This window comes from Streptomyces sp. NPDC015125, from assembly GCF_043080045.1.
GTDB lineage: Bacteria > Actinomycetota > Actinomycetes > Streptomycetales > Streptomycetaceae > Streptomyces.
The window spans coordinates 1-18,026 of the sequence record NZ_JBIBVF010000007.1 but is presented as its reverse complement, the minus strand read 5'-3'; the positions used below and the strand labels follow the sequence as shown (position 1 = coordinate 18,026).

15 protein-coding genes and 1 pseudogene are annotated in these 18,026 nt (G+C 74.1%); 7 read left to right on the top strand and 9 right to left on the bottom strand.

Going from position 1 to position 18,026, the window contains the following annotated elements:
• Positions 1-395: 395 nt before the first annotated feature.
• Positions 396-1,721, bottom strand: a complete 1,326-nt coding sequence (locus tag ACF088_RS17595) for a hypothetical protein (protein WP_392376657.1) — start codon at positions 1,719-1,721, stop codon at positions 396-398.
• Positions 1,722-1,734: 13 nt separating this feature from the next.
• On the bottom strand, positions 1,735-2,268 hold the full coding sequence (locus tag ACF088_RS17590; RefSeq protein WP_392376656.1) for a hypothetical protein: 534 nt from the start codon (positions 2,266-2,268) through the stop codon (positions 1,735-1,737).
• 867 nt (positions 2,269-3,135) lie between these two features.
• On the opposite strand from ACF088_RS17590, the gene ACF088_RS17585 reads away from it, so the two are divergent.
• Positions 3,136-3,714, top strand: a complete 579-nt coding sequence (locus ACF088_RS17585) for an endonuclease domain-containing protein (protein WP_392376655.1) — start codon at positions 3,136-3,138, stop codon at positions 3,712-3,714.
• A 244-nt stretch (positions 3,715-3,958) separates the two neighbouring features.
• Here the strand turns inward: ACF088_RS17585 and ACF088_RS17580 are convergent, their stop codons facing one another.
• Positions 3,959-4,498, bottom strand: coding sequence for a hypothetical protein (locus ACF088_RS17580; RefSeq protein ID WP_392376654.1), 540 nt, complete (start codon positions 4,496-4,498; stop codon positions 3,959-3,961).
• Positions 4,499-4,922: 424 nt separating this feature from the next.
• Between ACF088_RS17580 and ACF088_RS17575 the strand changes: the two genes are divergently transcribed.
• From ACF088_RS17575 to ACF088_RS17565, 3 genes are all read left to right on the top strand, one after another.
• Positions 4,923-5,303, top strand: coding sequence for a hypothetical protein (locus ACF088_RS17575; RefSeq protein ID WP_392376653.1), 381 nt, complete (start codon positions 4,923-4,925; stop codon positions 5,301-5,303).
• 91 nt (positions 5,304-5,394) lie between these two features.
• Positions 5,395-5,712, top strand: a complete 318-nt coding sequence (locus tag ACF088_RS17570; protein WP_392376652.1) for a hypothetical protein — start codon at positions 5,395-5,397, stop codon at positions 5,710-5,712.
• 1,916 nt (positions 5,713-7,628) lie between these two features.
• Positions 7,629-8,042 (top strand): hypothetical protein, encoded by a 414-nt coding sequence (locus tag ACF088_RS17565; protein WP_392376651.1) that lies wholly within the window; start codon positions 7,629-7,631, stop codon positions 8,040-8,042.
• Positions 8,043-8,370: 328 nt separating this feature from the next.
• Here the strand turns inward: ACF088_RS17565 and ACF088_RS17560 are convergent, their stop codons facing one another.
• Positions 8,371-8,874, bottom strand: a complete 504-nt coding sequence (locus ACF088_RS17560) for a hypothetical protein (protein ID WP_392376650.1) — start codon at positions 8,872-8,874, stop codon at positions 8,371-8,373.
• Positions 8,875-9,112: 238 nt separating this feature from the next.
• On the opposite strand from ACF088_RS17560, the gene ACF088_RS17555 reads away from it, so the two are divergent.
• The gene (locus ACF088_RS17555) at positions 9,113-10,075 is read left to right on the top strand and encodes a transcriptional regulator (protein ID WP_392376649.1); all 963 of its coding nucleotides are present in this window, start codon (positions 9,113-9,115) and stop codon (positions 10,073-10,075) included.
• 376 nt (positions 10,076-10,451) lie between these two features.
• On the opposite strand, the gene ACF088_RS17550 is transcribed toward ACF088_RS17555, so the two are convergent.
• Positions 10,452-11,048: a hypothetical protein gene (locus ACF088_RS17550; RefSeq protein WP_392376648.1), complete on the bottom strand. Its 597-nt coding sequence runs from the start codon at positions 11,046-11,048 to the stop codon at positions 10,452-10,454.
• Positions 11,049-11,286: 238 nt separating this feature from the next.
• Here ACF088_RS17550 and ACF088_RS17545 point away from each other — a divergent pair.
• A pseudogene (locus ACF088_RS17545) lies at positions 11,287-12,325 on the top strand (FAD-dependent oxidoreductase); the annotation flags it as partial.
• A gap of 394 nt (positions 12,326-12,719) precedes the next feature.
• Here the strand turns inward: ACF088_RS17545 and ACF088_RS17540 are convergent.
• Positions 12,720-13,010 (bottom strand): helix-turn-helix domain-containing protein, encoded by a 291-nt coding sequence (locus tag ACF088_RS17540; protein ID WP_392376647.1) that lies wholly within the window; start codon positions 13,008-13,010, stop codon positions 12,720-12,722.
• A gap of 727 nt (positions 13,011-13,737) precedes the next feature.
• A complete protein-coding gene (locus ACF088_RS17535; RefSeq protein ID WP_392376646.1) occupies positions 13,738-14,187 on the bottom strand; it encodes a hypothetical protein in 450 nt (149 codons plus the stop codon).
• A 580-nt stretch (positions 14,188-14,767) separates the two neighbouring features.
• Here ACF088_RS17535 and ACF088_RS17530 point away from each other — a divergent pair.
• Positions 14,768-15,349 (top strand): hypothetical protein, encoded by a 582-nt coding sequence (locus tag ACF088_RS17530; RefSeq protein WP_392376645.1) that lies wholly within the window; start codon positions 14,768-14,770, stop codon positions 15,347-15,349.
• 174 nt (positions 15,350-15,523) lie between these two features.
• On the opposite strand, the gene ACF088_RS17525 is transcribed toward ACF088_RS17530, so the two are convergent.
• Both ACF088_RS17525 and ACF088_RS17520 read right to left on the bottom strand, forming a co-directional pair.
• On the bottom strand, positions 15,524-16,153 hold the full coding sequence (locus tag ACF088_RS17525; protein WP_392376644.1) for a hypothetical protein: 630 nt from the start codon (positions 16,151-16,153) through the stop codon (positions 15,524-15,526).
• Between the two features lie 532 nt (positions 16,154-16,685).
• Positions 16,686-17,312, bottom strand: coding sequence for a hypothetical protein (locus ACF088_RS17520; RefSeq protein WP_392376928.1), 627 nt, complete (start codon positions 17,310-17,312; stop codon positions 16,686-16,688).
• Positions 17,313-18,026 lie beyond the last annotated feature (714 nt).

Genomic DNA, 18,026 nt, shown 5'->3' with positions numbered 1-18,026 from the left:
GCCCGCGGTTGCTGCTGGTACCGCGGCGGCGACTGGCGCACGGTCGAGGCATGGCACCGCGATCCTCAAGCGTGCCCGCGCGCAGTTCGTGGACCCGAGGGCATGAGGGAGTTCGCCACCGCCCGTCCCAGCCCCTCGACGCGACGGACCGACCAGCCCGCGCCCAGCCTCCGATCCGGCGTGTCCGTGGGCCGGGCCGGGCTGGCTGAAATGCCGTGGGGCCGGACCTGCAGCGGCGCCCCTCCGCCGGCCGCCCTGGCCGTGGTGTTGCCAGCCCGGGCTGCGCCGCCGCCCGCTGTTGCTTGCCGGCTGCGCCGTTTCGCTGCTGCTCGTTGTGCCGCCGGCTGCCGCGGCGGCCGGCCGGGCCGCGGCCCAGGGCACCTGGCCCGGGCCGGTCAGGGGCGGCTGCGGTCGGAGCCCTCCTTGGTGGTCCGGGCCAGTTGCGGGTCCACCGCGTAGATGGGGGCCTGGCCGGGGCGCGGGGGGAGGTGTTCGTTGATCCAGATCCCCTTGACCCGGGTCCGGCGCCGGGTGAACGTCACGTCCTCGACGGCGTCCGGCCCGTAGACGGGGCCGGAAGGCCGGCCGTGTTCGTTCAGGAGGTGGACGCGGGTGTTGCGGGTCCAGTGGGCGCGTCGCCAGTCGCGGTACTGCGCGGGCGCCCTGTTCGACGTGCGAGGCGGCGGGGGAGCGGCGGCCTGGTGGGGCGGTGCGGTGAAGGAGAGCACCCGGACGCCGAGGAGCGCGCCGGCCCGGGCCTGCGGGGTACGGGCAGCCTGCTCCAGTTGCTGCCGACGCCGCTGTGCCGCCGGCAGCTGGTTCTTCTTGCTCTTGCCGCTGGTGCGGGCCTGGCCCGGGACCGGTGGGGGTGTGTCCCAGCCCTCCAGCGCGTTGAGGGCGGCGTAGGTGCGCAGCACGCGGGCGGCCGGGCCGGGGTTGGCATCGAGCCGGCGGACCGGGTGCATCGCCCAGGCGTAATGGCCGTCGTGCAGGAGGTTGGCGATGATCAGCCAGCCGAGGAGCGGGTCGTGGCCGGCGCCGAAGTGGGCGGCGGCGTGGGCGTGGAGGGCCTCGTCGTCGGCGATGACGGCCGGCAGCGGGACGCCGTCGTGGAAGACCAGGACGGCCTCGGCCGTCAGCCGCAGCTGCGCCTCGCGCTCCGGTGGCAGGCCGGTGGCGGCGTCGAACGCTTCGGCGGCTGGCACGAAGTGCGGCGTGGCCGTGTAGGCAGCGAGCATCATCTGCAGGTCGAGGAACCGCTCGACCTCCCGCTCCCGGCCGGGCAGCGGCTGTCCGTCGGCGGTGGCCGGGTTCGTGCTCCGGAATCGGATGCTGGCGGCGTCGCCCGGCTCCAGGCCGTGCCCGCGGGTGACCTGCTCCTCGCGCCCGGCGGTGTCCTCGTAGATCACGTCGCCGGCGAGCTTCTCGCGCAGCACCCACGGGATGAGCCTGACCAGGTCCGTGTTGCTCCCGCCCTTCGCGCGCAGTACCCGGCGTGGTGTCCCGCCGCGCCAGCTCAGGTCCTGCCCGGGGGCCAGCCACTTGGTCACCTCGGCGTTGTGCAGAAGCCGCTCCCAGATCCGGGAGTACTCCTCCTGGCAGCGCTGTTCTTCCTCGGGCGTGAGCCGGGCGGCATCGGTCAGGGCGGCGCCGTGCATGAGGCGGGCGTACGCCTCACTCGCCGGATTGCCGGGCGTCATGGTGGCGAACGTCGCGGGCACGTCGGTCCTCTCTTCAGTGGCCCAGCCCGCGCGGCTCGACGACGGGCCGGCCTTGCTGCCAGCGGTGCCACAGCAGGGGGCCGACACCCGGCCAGGCGGGGATGCCGGGTACGGGCAGCGGCGGGCGGCCGGCTTGGACGGCGTCGTCGGCCAGCAGCCGGGCGAGGCCGGCCCGGTACTCCTCGCTGCCCCGGTGGCCGCGGTCGACGTCGGCGAGGACCTGCCGCAGCGGGTGAGTGCGCACCTCGATCCGGCCGCGGTGGGCGGTGCGGGCGCTGTGGGTGAGGATCTCGACCCACGACCAGGCGTCCAGCCCGCGCGCGAGCGCGACGCGGTCGATGTGGTCGGCCAGGGGCCCGCCGCCGTCGGTCCAGGCTGCGTACAGGCGCACCGAGCCGTCGGGCTGGGGGATGTCGGTGCGCACCAGGGTCTCGGGTTCCGCCGCGGCGAGCGCGCCGTCCACGACGGCCAGTTCGAGGGGCCCGCGGTCCCCGGTGGGCGCGAGGCCGGGCTGCGCGTTCGCGGGCGGGGCCGTGAGGACCGGCACGGGCAACTCCAGCGGCAGGCGGGCAGGGGCTCCGCCCGCTCAACGACAACCGGGCCGGCAGGTCACGGCCTCCAGGCCCTCCGGCCGGCCCCGGGGACATTGCCAGCCCAGGCGCGCCGACCCGGTCGCCCACGCCCCCTGCCGGGCGAGCACGGCCGCCCCACGCTCGCGGCTGGGTCGGCAGCCGCTGTCCACAGGCCAGCAGCTCAAGGCTGCTGCTCATGACCATTTCCTCTGAGTCACAAGCCCCGGCTCCAGCCCCGGTTGTGCACCGCGCGGTCTTCTGCCCTGTCTGCTACGGCGTGCCCGAGGATCTCGTGCGCGTCGACTCCTGTGTGGGCCGGTGTGCCCCTGTGCACGAGGACAGCGATTCCTGCGCGAACTGCCGGGAATGGCTGTGTGTCACCTGCGGGAAGCACCCTGTACCCGGCATGCCCGACCTGTGCCCGATGTGCTGCGGCGACTGAGCGGGTACGGCACCCGGCCGTTCCCGGAGTCTGCTGCCCGTCAGCCCGGCTTCACGCACGCTGCCCGCCGTTCGCTCCGCCGCCCTGCCCCAGGCCCGCACAGCGCCCGGGGGAGAGGGAGATGACCGTACGGGCATGCGTGGCCGCACTCAGGGCGCGGGTGGTGCGGGGCCGTGCTGCGCCCCCTCCCGCCGCGCCCCTGAACGCCGGGCCCGACCAGCGTCCGCCTGATGACCCCGCCCCCGCGCCCGCCCCTTCGGTCAGCGACGGGCGCCCGGCAGCCTTGGCGGACGGACCTGGCCTGTTGAAACCGCCACACCGGGCCCGGGCAGTCCCGGTCCCAGTGGTTTCGGTCCGGCAGTGGCAGGCCCGCCGGAAACCGGAGCTGGTGTATGCGCGCATGTCGAACGCCGACCGGGCCCGGCTGCGTCAGCAGCGCCCCGTCTGCGAGTTGTGCCGGCGCAGACCCTCGTCTGCCGTCGACCACGACGCGCGGACGGGGTGGGTACGCGGCGCATTGTGCAATCCCTGCAACAGCTGGCTGGGCTCGATGGAGGCGGCCTTGCGCGTGCCCCGCCGCAGGATGCAGAACCAGGCGGCGTACCTGCACTGGCGGTTCGAGGCCGGCGGCACGGCAGCACTGACCTGGTACGCGGGGGAGCTGTCCTACCTGGGCATGACCGGGGAGCAGTTCGCGGACGGTCTGCGGCGGGTGCGCCGCCTGCTGGCGCTTCCGTACGTGTACTGGACCGAGTTCGGGCCACCCGTCACCCGCGACACCCAGTGGACGAAGATCGGCCCGCTGGCGGACACACAGGAGGCGGACCGGCACCACGACCGTCTTGCCTGCCGGCCCGGGCCTCGGCAGGTGGTCCTGGCCACGCTCGAGCCGGACGACGGCGTGAACAGCCCTTTCCCGCGCGGCCTGGTCAAGCCGTTCACCGGCGACGCCCGTTCCCTGTTCGGGCGTGGGACCTGACCGGGTCCCTGGCCATGCCCACAGGTCACGGTCCTGCGGCCGCTGCCTCCGCCCGCAGGGCCTGCTTTGTGGGCCGGCCGCGGGCGGGGCGCGTACGGCCAGCCCGTGCGCCCTTCTGCGACCGGCCGGTCCGGCCGCAGCGTCGGCGAAGCCCGCGTCCGCTCGGCGCGGCCTCCAGGGGAAGTCGAGCGTGCTGGGGCAGGGCTACCCGCGGCTGGCGCCGGGCGAGGACGACACACCTGGTTCAGATGACCTCGTTGGGGCTCAGCGACCAGTGGAGGACGGATATCCCCGCGCCGTCGGGGAGCGCGTTTACGGTGCGCACGTGTGCGAGGACGTCACGGAAGAGGGCCTCCCTGGTGGTGCCCTTCGCCGGCTCCACGATGCCTTCCGCTGAGCCGGTGGATGGCCCGGTCTTGAAGGCGACGATGCTGCCGATCCCGGGCACATTGGTAGCCAGGGGCGTGGAGGCATCGTTCCACTGGAGGGTGAGGGCATAGTGCAGCGGTGTGCTCGCGCTGATCTCGTTGGGGCTCAGCGACCAGTGGAGGACGGATGTGCCCGCGCCGTCGGGGAGCGCGTTTACGGTGCGCACGCGTGCGAGGACATCGCGGAAGACATCTTGGCTTGTCATGCCGTTCCTGAACTCCAGCGTGCCGTCTTCTGTGGTTGTCCGTGGTGCCGGGCTGAGAGTGAGGGGGCCGTCGACGCCGGGCACCGAATGGGTCGTTGACGGCGCGGAGGCATCGTTCCACTGGAGGGTGAGGACATAGTGCAGCAGCATGGCTTGATTCTCCCTGTGCCGCCGGTGTGTGGGTCCTGGCCTCCCAACTGGCCGTCAAGCGCGGCCGGACCGAAGCCGCCGGCGTGTACGCGAGCAGAGCCGGCGCCGCGGCCCGCCGCTCCGGCGAGGCGGTGGTGCTTGCGGCCGCGGCCCGTGCGGTGGCGACCCCGCCGCACGGCGCCCGGCATGGGCCGGCCATTACGCGCACGTGTCACCTGGCAACGCGCCAGACCGAAGAAGGTCACGCGGTACGGCCGGCTCGGCCCGGGCGCGGGGCGCGTTCGCCGGCCGGGCCCTGCCACCGGCCCACGACCCCGCGGGGCGCGCACGGCCGGCTTGTGCGCCCTTCTGCGGCCGGCCCACCGGGCCGTAGCGTCGGCGAAGTCCGCGTCCGCTCGGCGCGGCGTCCAGGAAAGGGGCCGGTGTGGAGCGACGAAGCCTGTTGGCAGCGGGAGTTGCGCTGGGGGCCGTGGCGCTGGCCGGACGGGCGGCGCCGGCACGGGCGGCCGCGACGCGGCCGTTGTCCGCCGGTGACGTCGCCGCCGGCCGCCGCCTGTTCGCCGCCGGCGCCTACACGCGGCTCGACGAAGTGCTGCCGCTGCTGCTGGCCGCCGCCGCGCGCAGCATGGATCAGGGCCCGGCCGGCGCCGCCCGGGCCGCCGGCGTGTGGGTGCTCGCCTCCCAGCTCGCCGTCAAGCAGGGCCGTACCGAAGCCGCTGGCGCGGCCCACGGCCGCGGAGCTGGATGCGGCGCTCACCGCCGCCTACACGGCCGCTCAGGCCCATCTGCCGGCCGCCGCCGGTGACTTCGCGGCCCAGGCCGAGCAGACGGCCCTGCGTCTCGCCGGCCGCCCGCACCCGGCCGGCCCCGGGGAGCTGTCCGGCCAGCAGTGTGTCTTGTACCGGATCGGGATCCACCGCCGCCTCGGGGACGTCGACACCGCCCTGGCCTACGCCGGCCGCTTGCAGACCGAGGTCCTGCCCACCGCGGAGCGCCGTGCCCGCGCCGCCACCGACACCGCCCGCGCGCTGTTGGATGCCGGCGATACCGCCGGCGCCTTCGCCCAGCTCCGCCTCGTCGAGCTCGCTGCGCCCCACGAAGCCCGCCGGCCCGCCGTCCGGGCCCTGACCGCCCGGATCGCCGACCGCCGGCCCGATCTGCCGGGCCTTGCCGACTACGCCCACCGCACCACCGCCGTGGCGTCCCCGCACTGACCGCGAACCCGTCGCCGGCACGCCACAACCGGAGTTCCCGTGCAATCCGGGCCCGGGAGGGCGTGCCGGCTTCGCGCCGCTGCGCCCGGCCGCCGCCGGTGCAGCGTCGATGGCCGGGGGAGCAGGTGGCCGCCCGGACGCGCCGCTGCGCCCCGGCCGGCCCGGCACCGTGGTGCAGCCGGCCGCTGGTTTGGCCGGAGTTGAAGCGCCGCGGCTCGCGAACGGGGCGGCCCGACGCTGTGGCGACCCGTGGTGCTGGCCGCCGCGGCCCGTGCGGGGGCAATCCCGCTGCGCCGCACCGGCCGCACCGGCGAGGCCCTGCACCTGCTGACGGAGGTCCGCGCCCACCTGACGGCTGGATCCCGGCCCACGGCCACCGAGCCACCCCAAGGCAGGCAGCGCTGGAAGGTACCCTGACGTGCCGGTGCCCCCGCCCACTTTCCCCGGGCGCCTCCCCCCCCGGGTCGGCAATGCCCCGAGAATGATCGATGACCTCCCCGCCGGCCCGGCGCCGCGCTCTGGTCGCCGTGGACGACCGCATGTTCACCGCCCCGCCTTGCCGGGGACGTTGCGGCAGCAGATCTTCACCGCGGCTGTGCTCGCCCGGCGTCCTCGCCGCCGCGCCGAGGCTGTTCACCGCGGGCCAGTAGGGCCGCCTGCACCAGGTGCTCCCGATGCTGCTGCCCGTGCGCGCGAGGCCGGGGTGGCCGGGGCGAGGGTGCTCGCCCCCAGCTGGCGGCCAAGGAGGTCGAGAGGCGGAGGGTGCCTTCGTGGGGGTATGCCAACGGCGGTGCTGCCGAAGCGGCACCGCCGTTGCATCGGGGCGCCCGACGGCGCTTTGCCCCGCTGGCCTGGGGTCGCTGTGCGGCATCCGGCCATCATGCCCACTCGGCGGGAACCGAGCCGACGCTTCACGCCGAGGCGGACGCTCCAACAGCGTGGCCCGGCCGGTAGAGCCGCCGGCCGGGCCACGTGTGTTCGCGGGGGACGTGAACACCTCTCTCAACGACGGAGCAGGGCTCAGGGCAACGGCCCTTGCGCGCCAGCTGGCCGCGCCGCCGATGCCCGCACAGGTGCCGGCCGGCGCTGGTGCTCCAACGACGCCGGCCTCCGTGACCGGACGGGCACGAGCCGGTGCGCGGGTGGGGGTGCCGCCCCGGCCGCGGGCGCAGCCGGGGTGCGTTGTGCGTGCTGCCGTGCCGCGGGCCGGCCGCGCAGGCTGCTCGACCGACCGGACCGTCGCCGAGCCCGCTGTCCTTGTCCCGGGCCCGGCCCGCCTGGGACTCCGACTACGGCTTCACTTAGGCCCGTTCACGTCACCTAGGCATGGTGTGCCGGGCCGGCCGCATGGAGCCCCGCTGTCCCGGCCGCCCACGCGAGCCGCCTCCGGCCGTCATGCCCCGGCGCGGCTTCACACCGACCTCTACGACGTCCAGCGCCGGCCGGGGCCGGCCGGGGCCGGCCCGCCGGCCCCACCTCCTGTGTCCGACGACATTTCGGCTTCGCTGTCGTCGACCGTCGCTCGTCGCCTGGTCCGGCGCAGTGAGGAGTGGCTGGGTGGCTGCGGGACTAACCCCGGTGCGGGGCAGCGTTGTTGTGCCAGGCGGACTTCCTGGGTCTTTCACCGAACCCATCCAGGACAGGAGCCCGTATGGCCGGTGTAGATCTGGCCCCGGACGAGGTACGTGCGCTCATCGATGCGGCCATGTCTCGGGAGCTGTTCGTCATCGAGCAGCTCCTCCCCGGAACTCCGTGGGGCACCGACAAGGTGCATAGCCGCGACCGGGCACAGTCGAAGCCATGCAGGCCCTGGCGGTTGTCGAGCCGGGCACACCATGCAAACGATCATCGGGACGTAGTTCACCACGACCCCAGGTAGGCTCTTCGGCCTACCCTCGATGCAACGAGGACAAGTCATGGCGATCTTCAAACGACGCAAGCAGCCCGACGGGCCGGGATCTTCCGACTCGCCAGAGCCGGATCTGCACAAGCGGGTGCTACCCGAGTTGACGCAGCGCGCGGCAGACAATCCGCGTCTAAAGGAGCTGCTGGCGGAGGTGGAGCGGGGCAGGCAGCGACGTGCGGGCCAGGCCACCGAGCCGGAGGGCCGGAGCGACATGGGCCGACGTGTCGACCGGCACCCCACCGAGCCGAGCGACGGCATTGAATCTGCCCCGCTGCACGCACACGAGATCGGACCGGACGACGCCCACCTGATCCGGATGCTGGCCAACTCCCACTTCGAGGACAGCGCCCAGGTCGAGCTGCCCAACGGCAAGGCCATAAGCGGCGCCGAAATGCGCCGGTGGATCGAAGCACAGGACACCTGAACAACCCGGCCGGCTGCGCACAGGCGGACGATCAGCTTCTGGGCGAGCCGTCGGACGGCCCGCCCAGACGGCCCACCTGGTGCACCGCCCGCCCGCGCCTGCTTGCCGGTCATCCGCTGCGCCGACTTTGCCGGTTGTGGGTCCGATCGGTGAATTCACGCCGGTATCCGCCGGTGTCCGGCACTGTCCGATTCCGTCCCGCAGGTGGCACGGGGCCTCGTCGCCGATGCACGCCGCCGGACCTGGCCGGGCTGCCCTCACGCCGCGCCCGCTGCTTCCGCCGGCCCGTCGGGCCGGGTGCCAGCTGCACCGTTGCCCGTGCCGCACGTCAGCGGAGTATTGCCACGGCGGCCCTGGGGCCCGGGACGGTGTTGGGGGCGGGGCTCGGCGCGGTGGTGGCGGGTGGAGCGCAGGACGGTGTTGGGTCGGGCGGGACGGTGCCGGCGCTCGCCGACGGGCCCGGACGGCTGGAGGAGGGGGATTTGGCGGCCGGGCGGGCGCTGTTCACCGCGGGCGAGTACCTTCTGCGGCGGGTCAGTTCGCGGCCCTGGCCGAGCAGACCGCGGCACGCCTCGCACACACCCGTGGCCGGTGCTCGGTGGGTGGGGAGTTGTCGGCGGCGCAGCGTCTGCTGTACCGGGTCGGTGTCCATCGCGAGCTCGGCGACGTCGACCGGGCCCTCGCGTACGCGGTGCGCCTGGTCCTCGCCGTGCTGCCGACGCCGGAGCGCCGGGCCCGTGCGGCAACCGACACCGCCCGCGCGCTGCTGGCCGCCGGCGACGTGCCGGCCGCGTACGCGCAGCTGCGGCGCGTGGAGGAGGCCGCGCCCCAAGAAAGCCCGCCGTCCCTCGGTACGTGCCCTGACGGCCGATGTCGCCGCCCGCCGGCCGGACCTGCCCGGCGTCACCGCCCGCCACACCACCCTGCTGCCGCACCGCGCCGCCTGGCCGGCTCGTGGGGCGCGCATGTGGTGCTGTGCGCCCTGTCGGCCATGGCGGGGCGGGCCGTAGCGTCAACCGATGTGCCGGCCTGTGCGGCCGGCACCCCGGGGCGCGGAGAGGGAGAGCGGTATGGAGCGACGGAGCGTGCTGACCGCGGGAGTTGCCCTGTCCACCACGGCGCTGGTGTGGCCGGCGACGGCGTGGGCCGGCCAGGCTGCGCCGCTGTCCGCCGGCGACGTCGCCGCGGGGCGCAGGCTGTTCGCCGCCGGCGCCTACGACCGGCTCGGCCGGGTGCTGCCTACGCTTCTGGCCGGCGCACGGCACGGTGCGGCCGCCGGCGGCCCGGCCGGAGCTGCCCGGGCCGCCGGTGTGTGGGTCCTGGCCTCCCAACTGGCCGTCAAGCGCGGCCGGACCGAAGCCGCCGGCGTGTACGCGAGCAGAGCCGGCGCCGCGGCCCGCCGCTCCGGCGAGGCGGTGGTACTTGCGGCCGCGGCCCGCGCGGCGGCGACCCCGCTGCGCCGCACCGGCCGTGCGCCAGAGGCCCTGCACCTGCTCCAGGAGGCCCGCGCCCACCTGACGGCCGGCTCCCGGCCCACGGCCGCGGAGCTGGATGCGGCGGGCATGGTGGCGCTCACCGCCGCCTACACCGCCGCCCAGGCCCACCTGCCCGCCGCCGCCCGCGACTTCGCGGACCTGGCTGAAGAGAGCACCCACCGCCTCGCCCGCCACCCGCACACGGCCGGCATCTGGGAGCTGACCGCCGGCCAGTGCGCCCTGTACCGGATCGGGATCCACCGCCACCTGGGAGATCTCGACACCGCCCTTGCCGCCGCCCGCCGGCTGAACCCCGAGCAACTGCCCACCGCCGAACGCCGGGCCCGCGCCGCCACCGACACCGCCCGAGCCCTCCTCGACGCCGGCGACACCGCCGGCGCCTTCACCCAGCTCCGCCTCGTCGAGCTCGCTGCGCCCCACGAAGCCGGCCGGCCCTCCGTCCGTGCCCTGACCGCCCAGGTCGCCGGCCGCCGGCCCGATCTGCCCGGCCTTGCCGAGTACGCCCACCGCACCGGCGCTGCGCTGTCCCCGCACTGACTCGAAGTCGCCGCCGGCGCGGCGCAACCCGAAGTTTCCGCGCAAGCCGGCCGAGGCGGCGCGTGGTGCGCCGGCCGGCATCCCCGGCCGCCCTTGGTCGCTTCCTGCTGCGCCGCGGCGGCCGTGCACCCGCGCGCGGCCGGCTGCCGGGGCCCGGCCGCATGTCAGTGGGACGTGGTCCTCTGTGAGGACGGACATGCTGCAAGTGGGCGCGGTAGGGCCGGGCTTGAGGCCAGTCCGGATCGTGTAGCCCGAGGAGCGGCGTGCGCAGGCTGTGACCGCGGCGGCCGCCGCACACAGGCCCGCGGGCGTCGACGAGCCGGCGGGCGCCGCAGTCGGCCGGCTGCGGCGGCCGAGGCCCGCCCGATGAGGTGGCTCAGTCCGGCGTCGTGGTGTCCCCGTCGGTTGGCTGGCCCTCATCGGGCGGCTGTTCGCACCTTCTGGTCACGGGCCGGGACGTGCCGGTGTCGAGGTACGCGTCGCTGATCCACTCGTCGGGGCCGATGCGATCCCACAGGGCGGTGGATGCTCCTTTGGCGGGCTGGACCGCGTCGGCCCAGGTTTGACAGATGATCTTGATCTGGGTCGGGTGGTGGTAGGGATCGAGTGTGTACAGGAAGTGCCCGTTGACAGACGGGGTGCTGCGCACGATGGCGGGCCCGTCGCGCCGATCGAGAACGTGGGCGCGCACGTCCTGTGCGGGTATGAGCTGCGGGGCGTCGTGCCGCTCCTCTTGACTGGTGCCTCGCCCGTCGTGGGACGTCCGCGGCGGACTGCCTGAGGAGGTGGTACAGCCGATCAGGGCGGCGCAGGCGTTGTTGATCTTTACCGTCGGCCCCTGCGGGTGCTCGCCGGCGCTGAGGGTGAAGATGCCCCACCCGCCACAGCCGACGACGGCGGCAACGACCGTGACGAGGAGGCCGCCGCGCTTGCGGGGCTGGGGTGTGTTCTGGGGAGCTGGTGTGTTCGACATGGCGGGTGGCCTCCTTGGCCTTTGGGTAGGTCCGTACGCCCTGCGGATGCGGGGCCCGGGATGGAAGGTGGCCGGACGCTAAAAGTCGGTCCCGGCCCGGTCAAGAAGCCGCACCAACCCGCCCGGAGGTTTCAGCCGCCTGCACCTGGCGACCCGGGATCACCACGTGCGACCAGGGGGCATGCCGGAACGGACTTCGTATGACGCGGCCATCGTCGGATGCGGGCACGCCTGACCGATCGCCGCCGCCTATCTCGCACGCGCCGGGCGCAGGGTGCCGGTGCTGGAGCGGCTGGACCACGCCGGCGGCGCAACCGTGGCGATCAGGGTGTCTGCTGGGCCGGTGCCCGGCTGCCGGGCGAGGCGCAGCGTGCGTTGTAGCGGAAGTTGTAGAGGACGGAGGACCGCTGTGGCCGTGCGTCCGCCGGGCCGGTGTCCGTCTGTCCCGCTGTTCCTACCTCGTCAGCCTGCTCCCGCCGAAGATCGTGCGGGACCTGGGGCCGCGCTTCACGGTCCGCAAACGCACCTTCTCCCCCTACACCCCCGCCATACGCGACGGCCGCCCCGCCGGCCGCCTGGTCGGCGGCGGCGCGAGTCGCAGACGTAGTGCGACCAGTTGTTCCAGCCCATCGGGGGTCTGGGGGCCAGCTTCGGACATGCTTTGCGTCCAAGCGGCAGTGGTCGACGGTGACGGACGGATACGGGAGCCGAAGCCGGGCCACTCCGGGCTGCGCTGCGCGGTGTGGTCCTCACCGACACCCTCATTGGTACGTTCGCCACCGCCCACGATCCGTCCTTGCGCCCAGAACCGCTGCTTCCTCTACCACGTCATCGGCGGCGGCACCGGTGGCTGGGACGTCCCCCTGGGCGGTATGGGCGCCCTCACCGACGCCCTGGCCGACGCCGCCCGCCGGGCCGGCGCGGAGATCGTCACCAGCTGCCCGGTGACTGCGCTCGCCACCGACGGCCGCACCGCCGAGGTCACCTGCGAGCGGGGCACGATCGGCGCCCGCCGGGCCCTGGTGGGCGCCTCGCCGCGGGAACTCGCCCGCCTCCTCGGCGAGGCGCCGCCGCCCGCCGAGGGCGCCCAGCTCAAGGTGAACATGCTGCTCACCCGGCTCCGCGACACCGGGGTGGACCCGCGGGAGGCGTTCTCCGGCACCTTCCACATCGCCGAGGGCTACGACCAGCTGGAACGGGCCTACCGGCAGGCCGCCGCCGGCAGCCCGCCGGCCGCCCCGCCCTCCGAGATCTACTGCCACTCGCTGCCCGGGCCCGTGAACAAGGTGGTCTGCCGACGATGTCCCGCGGGTCCGCTGGCGTCCGTGGCCGGCACGTGGGGCGTCCTGGGCTGGCTGCTGCCGCGGCTCCTGGACGGCGCGCTGCAGCGCGCCGGCGGGCTCGGCGGCCGCCGCCCGGGTGCCGCCGCGGTGGTCTCGCCGCGCGTCGTGTTGGCTGGCCGGCTCCCCCGCTGCTCGGCGTGCTGCGCCGTATCAAGCCGGCCGGGCCGCCGGCCGGGTGTCGGTGACGGCGGAACTGGCGCTTGATGTGGGTGACTTGGTGGAGATGGTCGTGGATCCGGACGTCTGGTCGGCAAGAGCCGTGCGGGTTCTGCTCGCCGCGGGCCGCTGGCCGCGGTCGGCGGCACGGTGTGAGCTGATGGGGCACGGTTCAGATGGGCCAGAGCACCGTTTCGAGCGTCATTTCCAGGCGGGCCAACGTGCCGATGTCGGGTAGCACTTGGCCGCGGATGATGCGGCCAATGGTCGTGTGGGCGACGCCTGCTTCCTCGCCGAGTCGGCGGAGCCCGAATTCATGCTCCTCCATGGCTCGGGCGAGCTTCTTCGCCACCTCCTGGCCGTAGAAGGCGCTGACCGGTGCGTCATCGGCCAGCACAGCACGTGGCCACTCCCCGCCCACCACGTACGCGCAGGGCGGCTGGTCGTTGTTGCTCCGCGGCATGGCTCATGGTCCCACGGACGCGAACTCTCGATCGCTGCTCGGATGTGGTCGGCGGGGGCGTTCTTGCCGGCCGCTGCTGTACAGGGCTTGACCGCGGCGGTGGTGCGTGGCGCGCTGTTCGCGGCCGGCCTGCGGGCCGGCGCCCGGGGCCTTGCCCACCCGGTGGAGTGCTGGAGCCGGCTGGCGCGGCGTTGAGCACCTGTGGCCGATCGCCGCCGGACATGCTGCGGGCCGCCGTCCGGCTGGGACCGTGGTGTTGGGCGAGGTGCTGGTCAACGCTGGTGAGGTCGGCGCGGTCCGGCTGTGTCCTGGGTCCGGTTGTGGCCCGTGGGGTGGGGCTGTCCCGGGTTCACGCCGTCGGGCTGTCGGCGGGGGTGAGCGTGCGGTGGGTGCCTTCGGCGTGAAGCGCCCGTCCAGTCGGCCGGGGCGCGCCCGGGAGGGAGCCGGCCCGGATCGAGGTCAGGAGTCCCCGTATCTGTTCAACGAGCGGGCTGGGGGAGGGTTATGCCAGTCCGGTGCGGGTGGTTGGCCGGCCTCTGGAGCGGGCCGGCGCGCCAGTGCCTGCCCCTGGCCGCCTCGGTCACCGCGGCCGGCTGGCCCGGTGTCGCCCGGTGCGGCCCGCGTCGCGGCCGGTCCGCTCGTCCCGGTCCGCGCGCCGTGCCGGCCGGCGCCCCGGAGTGCGGAGCGGCCGGGTGGGCCCGCCGGGCGGGCCCGTTGCGGCTGCTGGTCACAGATCGATCAGTTCCACGTGCTCGACTTCGTCCAGCAGAAGGGCGTTCAGGGAAGGTCCGAGGACACCGGAGACGGTCCAGCCGATCCGTGCGTCGACGAGCGCGCCTGCGATCCGGTTCGGCAGCTCCTGCCATGCATCCGGTTCCATGTCGACGGGGTCGCAGGCGATCTGGAGCAGTACCTGGCGCGGTCCCGCGATGTCGCCGGTGGTGCGCACGTCGACGTAGCCGCTGAGGCCGGCGGCTTTCAGGGCTTCGCGCGCCCGGGCGGCCCGGTCCCGCAGGCTGAGGTAGTCCAGCGTGATCGGGCGTGACCAGGCAGTGCTCGTCATGTGCGCGATGTCGTTGGCGGATGTTCCACTGCGGTGGTCGGCCAGCATGGCGTCCAGCAGCGCCCGCCGCGCGCTGATGTAACTCTCCAATGCGATCTGCGTGTTCGAGGTCATGACACCACCCTATGGTCAATATCTTGACCGGTCAAGATATTGACCAAGCGTCCTGGGGTGCCTTGCCGGCGGCCGGCCGGGCTCGGAGGGAGCCGGCCGGGGCAGGGCCCGGGCTGGGGCGCCCCGTGCGGAGCTGGCCGGGATCGCACCGTCGAAGGCCGGGGCGGCTGGACGCCGGCGTCGTGTCGGCCGTGCTCGCGCAGCTGCAGCAGGGGAGAGCGTCGCGCCGCACGAAGCCGCGGTCCCTGGGTACGTGCCGGCTGAGGTCGCCGCCCGTCGCCCGCAGTTGCCCGGCATCGTCGCCTTCGCCCGCCGGACGCCGCGCCGCCGGGCTGCGGCAGGCCGTCGGCTCTTCCGCCGTCGGCGACGACGGAAGAGCCGACGGCCGGACCGGTATCCTGCCCGCAGGGCTGATGCCTGGGCTTCGCCGACGCCCACACCGCACCCGGACACCCACACTGCCCGGAACACTGGTGGAAGGTCTTTTGGGATCAACGGGCCGCTCGACGAACACCTTGACGTCCCATCGAGCCGGGGTTGCCGTGTGGGGGCGAGAACCCGGTGCCGAGAGGACTCGTCCATGACCAAACGCACTACCGAGCAGCAGCGCGCCCGCGAGCTCCAGCGCACCGCGCGCGAGCAGGGCACACACTTCAGCTACCACGAAGCCCTCAACTGGGTACGCGCCACCGCCGAGGCGCAGACGGAGAATCCGGGCAAGATCGCCGTCTGCGCACCGCACGCGCACTGCATCATGATCTTCGATGCGGACGAGGACCCCGAGTACATCCGCTCCTCGATCACGCCGGCCCCCGCAGCCGAAGTCGAGCTCGCCAACGAGCTGTTCCAGCGGAGGAACGCTCTGATGCGCGACCACTCCAAAGCGGAGCTCATGGCCATGATCCTCAGGAGGCGGCGCGTTTCGCGCGCAGATCTCGCACGCTGCACCAAGCAGGAGCTCGCAGGCGATCTGGTGGACGGCGAGGACAGCCGCGAGCGCTACGAGGCGTATGGGCGGGTGGCGCTGATCAACGGCAGGCCGGCGCGCGACTCACGACCTCTTTGCGGAGGCGCGGGCTGCTTCGGTCATGACAGCGCGACGCCCTGGCCGGAAACCCGCGCGCGCTTCCGTGCCCAAGGGCCCTGCGTCGACGCGCAGTAGCTTCCGCTGGTCACCGGCCTGTACGGCCGCCGCCGTTCTCGTTCCGGGACGCCGGAGGCGCCCCGGGAAGCGTGAAGCCGCCTGCACGCCCGCTCGCGGCTGGAACCTCGACAACCCGACGGCAGCGGGCCGGGCCGGATCACCCTGCCCGGCCCGCTGCTCGTTCCCGGCTGCTCACCGGCTGAGGCGGATGCGCGGCCCCCACGCGAACTCGAGGTCGTCCAGCAGGACGGTTTCCAGTTCCTTCTCCCACTGGGCGCGCAGACCGAACGGGTTGGTCTCCATCCGCTCCAGGATGGCCAGGGTCTCGGGCTGCCCGACCAGTGCGTACCGGCCGTGCGAGGCGGGCTTGCTGCCCGGCCCGTACGCGCGCAGCAGCTCCTCCAGGCGGGCCCGGTGCTGCTTCACGAACGTCTCCAGGCGCTCGGTGTACCCCTCGCGTTCCTTGTCGCGCACCGCGCTCAGCGCGACGTCCAGGAACTCCCCGGCCGGCCAGTGCCGCTCGCCCAGGGCGGCCAGGGCCCAGGGGAAGCGCTCCGCTGCCGCCAGGACGTCCTTCGCCTCCGGCTGCGGCGCCGCGGCCGGGGCGGGTGCTTCTGCCGGCGCTTCCTTCGGGGCGGGGGAGGCCGTCTGCTGGAGGTGGGCGAGGAGCATGGCGCTGGAGGCGGCGCGCCCGCGTCCGGTGGTGGCGGCGGCCAGGGCCTGGAAGATGGTGAAGCGGGCTGCGGTGGCTTCGTGCTGGTGGTGGCTGATGCGGGCCAGCTCCTGGCCGTAGGCGTCGGCGTCGTGCTGTTCGGTGCTCACGCGGTGCCTTCCTTGTCTTCTGGGTGCGGTGGGCGACGCAGTCCGGCTGGTGCGCGCCGCGGTGACGGTCTGGCGCCGGTACCGCCCGGACCCGCGGCCGGTGAAGCATCGGCCGGCGGTCTGCCGGCGGGCCGGCGTTGGGGGCGCGCCGTGCAATCGGAGGTTTTGCCGCCGTCTGGCGTCTGCGATCCGTAGGTGAACATGGGTCTGTGGCTTGTGATTTGCGGTCGGGTGTGTGAGGTGCCGGCCCGGTGGAGGTGTTGTGCCCTGTGCTGCCGGGCTGTTGCGGTGTTCCGGGGCGTGTCTGCGTTGGCCGAGGCGCGGCCGGCGGGGCCTGCCCAGGCCGCGCCCCGGTCCGAGCAGTGTCCGACCGCCGCTCCGCCGGCCCGCTGCGGGTTCCTTCGGTGGCGTCCGAAGCTGTCCAGAAGTGTCCAACGCCGTCCACATCCGTCCTTCGCCGTCCGGCCAACCGGGCCGGCCAGCGGCCATCGTGCGGGTAGGTGAGGTGGTGTCCCCGGGCTGACCTGGGCTTTCAGGGGGTGAGGGCGTGGGCGGCGTTGATGCCGCGGGTGAGGCCGGCGCGGTAGATGGTGCCGGTGGTGGTGACCTGCGCGGCGAGGCGCTCGTACTCGGCCAGGGGCCCGGTGGGTTCGTCGCCGTCGGCCGGCCGGTGCCGCAGGAGGACGATGTGGGGGTGGGCGTCGCGCCAGGCGCGCAGTGCCGTGATTGCCTCGCAGGAGGTGTGCCAGCAGGCCGCCACGACCTGCCGCACGAGCGCCTCGTCGAGCCGCGCCGGCACACGGTCGGGGTACCCGCCGTTCCGTGAGCCGGGCCACCGCCCCTGATCCCACGCCTCCTCGGGCGCCTCGTCCCACTCGCGGTCCCAGCCCCGCGCCGCGAGCTCGGCTCGCACCCCGTGGGCGAGCACGACGTCCCGGGTGTCCAGCAGCTCACCCGCGGCCCGCAGCCGCTGCACCTCCTGCCGCCACCGCGCCCGCACCCCGGCCGCCTCAGCCCGCGGCAGTCCGTACGTACGCCACTCCGGTGCCGCCGACAGGACCGTCCGCCGCACCGACTCCGCTTCCACCGCGGCGCTCAGCAGCAGCGGAACACCATGATCCACCGCGACATTCACGGCCCTCAGCGCACCACGCGTCATAGCCCTCACCAGCTTCTTTGTATTTTGCAAAATACAAAGAAGCATACGGGCCCACCTCGGCCGGCCACACCGACCCGGGAGTGAGGGCAACTCAACTAACTGTCCAACGCGCCCGTATGACATCACCCCAGAGCACCGGCCACCCCGGCCCGCCCGCCGGCCACCCCCCGCCCACACCAACGGACGTGACACCCCCTCGACCCACCCACCCGACCGCTCGTCACCCCACCACGATCCAGAGCGCGGAGCGCTCCCCAACAAGATCAACTCCACACCCCCTCACACATCACAGAAAGTAACCAACCCCCGAAACCCAAAAACCCACCCCCAGCAAACGAATCCGCAAACCCTCACCCACACCCCACAACTCCGCAGCGCAGCGGAGGAGTTGACCCCACACCCACCCACCGGGGCGCGGAGCGCCCCCACACCCTCCCAACCCGGGGGCGCCAGCCCCCGACCCCACACTCCCCAACCACCCAACTCCGCAGCGCAGCGCAGGAGTTGACCCACCCCAGAACCCAGGGCGCGCAGCGCCCACCCGGCCACACCGAGGGCGCCAGCCCTCGGCCCCGACCCCCCGCGCACCCCGCGCGGGCCGAAGGCCCCGCCAACTCCCGTGCGAAGCACGGGAGTTCACCGTTCACACCCGCGAAGGGCCGAAGGCCCAAGCCTCCCTGGCCGAAGGCCAGGGGGTTACCCGGCGTAGCCGGG